This window comes from Chryseobacterium sp. 2TAF14 (assembly GCF_052115105.1).
Taxonomy (GTDB): Bacteria; Bacteroidota; Bacteroidia; order Flavobacteriales; family Weeksellaceae; genus Chryseobacterium.
This window is the reverse complement of the sequence record NZ_JBFRGA010000292.1, coordinates 1-2,237: the sequence shown is the minus strand read 5'-3', so window position 1 is coordinate 2,237 and position 2,237 is coordinate 1. Positions and strand designations below refer to the sequence as shown.

The 2,237-nt window shown below is 35.4% G+C and carries 4 protein-coding genes; all 4 read right to left on the bottom strand.

Annotation, left to right across the window (positions count from 1 at the left end):
* Positions 1-120 precede the first annotated feature (120 nt).
* The 4 genes from AB4Y90_RS17615 to AB4Y90_RS17600 all read right to left on the bottom strand — a co-directional run bounded on the left by AB4Y90_RS17615 (position 121) and on the right by AB4Y90_RS17600 (position 2,235).
* Complete coding sequence (locus AB4Y90_RS17615; protein WP_441558868.1) at positions 121-534, bottom strand: SRPBCC family protein; 414 nt, start codon at positions 532-534, stop codon at positions 121-123.
* A 69-nt stretch (positions 535-603) separates the two neighbouring features.
* Positions 604-1,035 carry a VOC family protein gene (locus tag AB4Y90_RS17610; protein ID WP_441558867.1) on the bottom strand — a complete coding sequence of 144 codons (432 nt, stop codon included), beginning with the start codon at positions 1,033-1,035 and terminating at the stop codon, positions 604-606.
* Positions 1,036-1,309: 274 nt separating this feature from the next.
* A complete protein-coding gene (locus AB4Y90_RS17605) occupies positions 1,310-1,834 on the bottom strand; it encodes a DinB family protein (protein ID WP_441558866.1) in 525 nt (174 codons plus the stop codon).
* Positions 1,835-1,866: 32 nt separating this feature from the next.
* Complete coding sequence (locus tag AB4Y90_RS17600; RefSeq protein ID WP_441558865.1) at positions 1,867-2,235, bottom strand: VOC family protein; 369 nt, start codon at positions 2,233-2,235, stop codon at positions 1,867-1,869.
* Positions 2,236-2,237 lie beyond the last annotated feature (2 nt).

Genomic DNA, 2,237 nt, shown 5'->3' with positions numbered 1-2,237 from the left:
TTCTTGCAGGCATTGCTATAACGCCTTTCAAAAAATCTCCGTTCGCAACATAATGAACAGCACAAATAGGGCTTAAACATTTCGCCATTATTATTAAGTTGATCATATTGCAAAAAATTATTAGTTGTTTTCTACGTATTTATGAAAATTGTTGAGAATCGCATACCAACCTTCACGCTGCATTTCGACAGGATTTTGTTTTTCAGGATCGAAAATTTCGGTTACTTTGGTTGTATTTTCATCTATTTTCTCAAAAATAATCTCCACTTCTCTTCCGTCTTCCAGATGATATTTTATTTTTTCATTCTGAATGATTTCGTCATAGATTCCTATAAAATCAAACCCGAAGCTTCCATCTTTGGCTTCCATTCTGTTGTTGAATTTTCCGCCGACTTTCAGATCATTCTCAGATTTTGGGCAATGCCAACTTTCGTGGGCAAAATTCCATTTGGTGATATGTTTTGGGTCGTTAAAATAATTCCAGACTTTTTCTACAGGTGCTAAAATCGTAATGTCAATTTTTATTTTATCCATTTAATATTTTTTTGGTGTGTAAAAGAAGGGTAAACTAAACATCTACCCTTTCATTTATTAAATATAAAACTATTTTGTGTATTCTTCGTTATAATTAATCATCCAATGAACACCGAATTTATCCTGAAAACTCCCGAAATAATCTCCCCAAAACTGGTCTTCGATCGGCATTTCAATATTTCCACCTTCAGAAAGACCTTTAAAAATTCGATCTGCATCTTCTCTGGAATCCGGGAAAACCGAAACATAATTGTTGTTTCCCACCGTTAAATTCTGCCCGAAAGACGGCACAATATCTGAAGCCATCAAAAGGTCGCCACCAATCGGAAGAGCAATGTGCATCACTCTGTTTTTTTCTTCATCCGATAAATTTTCCGTTCCTGGAGCGTTACCCATTTTGTGGATTTCTCCAACGAACTCGCCGCCGAAAACAGATTTATAAAAATTGAAAGCTTCTTCAGCTTGTCCGTCAAAATTTAAGTAAGGATTTAGTTTTGCCATGATTTTTATTTTTAAATGTTAGTTTTTTAAACACTAATTTCACGAATGTTTTTCACGAATTACACAAATTATTTATTGTGAAAATTTGTGTAAAGATCTGTGTCTATTAGTGTTTTATTTTAACGCTAAGAGCGCAAAGATTTTTTATTTAATTGAGAATATTTTTCGTTCGCAAAGGCGTTTCACTCAGCAAAGGAATAAACCATCTTTGTCATTCTGGATGAAACGAAATGCAGTGAAGAATCCATTTTAAGACGCTTTTTCAATATTGATTTTAATACTTCATATTTTCATCGAAGTCGTATTTCATTCCTTCGTAATTGAGGATTCTGCGCATCAACCCGATTTGTCCGCAGAGATAATCTTCACGACCGATGCACATCCCAACGAAATTGAGTACATTTTCCGGGAAAAACTCGATATTCATTCCCATCGGAAAAGCTTTTTCTAAATCTTCATCTGAAGCTTCTAATAACCTTTGATAAACAAGAGGCGAAATTTTGTGAAAAGAATCTTTCAATTGCTGTAAAGAAGGATATTCTAAGTTTTCATCCAGCGCTTTTCCCTGAAAGAAAAAATCTTTATACTCAAATCCTTCATTCAAGCCGAGTACGTTTCCCATTGCATAACGCATATCGAGAAAATTTCCAACCATCCAAACGATGTGGTTTGTTCTGCCTTCAATTCTTTTCAAAGCGTCTTCTTCTGAAATTCCGTCAAGAACCATCAGAAAACTCTGGCTGTGTCCTCGAAATGCAGGAATAATGATTTCTAATTTTGATGATTTTGGAGTGTCCATAATAATTAAGTTTAAGGTCTAAAGTTCGAGGTTTAGGGTTGTGAAGGCATCTGTGACATATCTGCAAATGTTACGTTCCAGCCGTGTCCGTTAATGTCCCAGAAAGAATTTTGATACATCCATCCGTAATCTTGTGGCTCTTCATGCTGAGTTGCTCCGTTTGCTACAGCAGCATTTACAACCTGATCAACTTCTTCACGGCTGTTTAAACCAATTGCAACCAAAACCTGTGTTGTATCGCCTTTCGGAACGGGTCTTTCTGAAAAAGTCTGAAAATATTCTTCAGTTAAAAACATTACATAAATAGTATCGCTCATCACTACACAAACTGCTTTATCGTCTGAAAACTGTTCGTTGATGGTGAATCCTACCTGAGTCCAAAACTCTTTTGTTTTCTGAATAT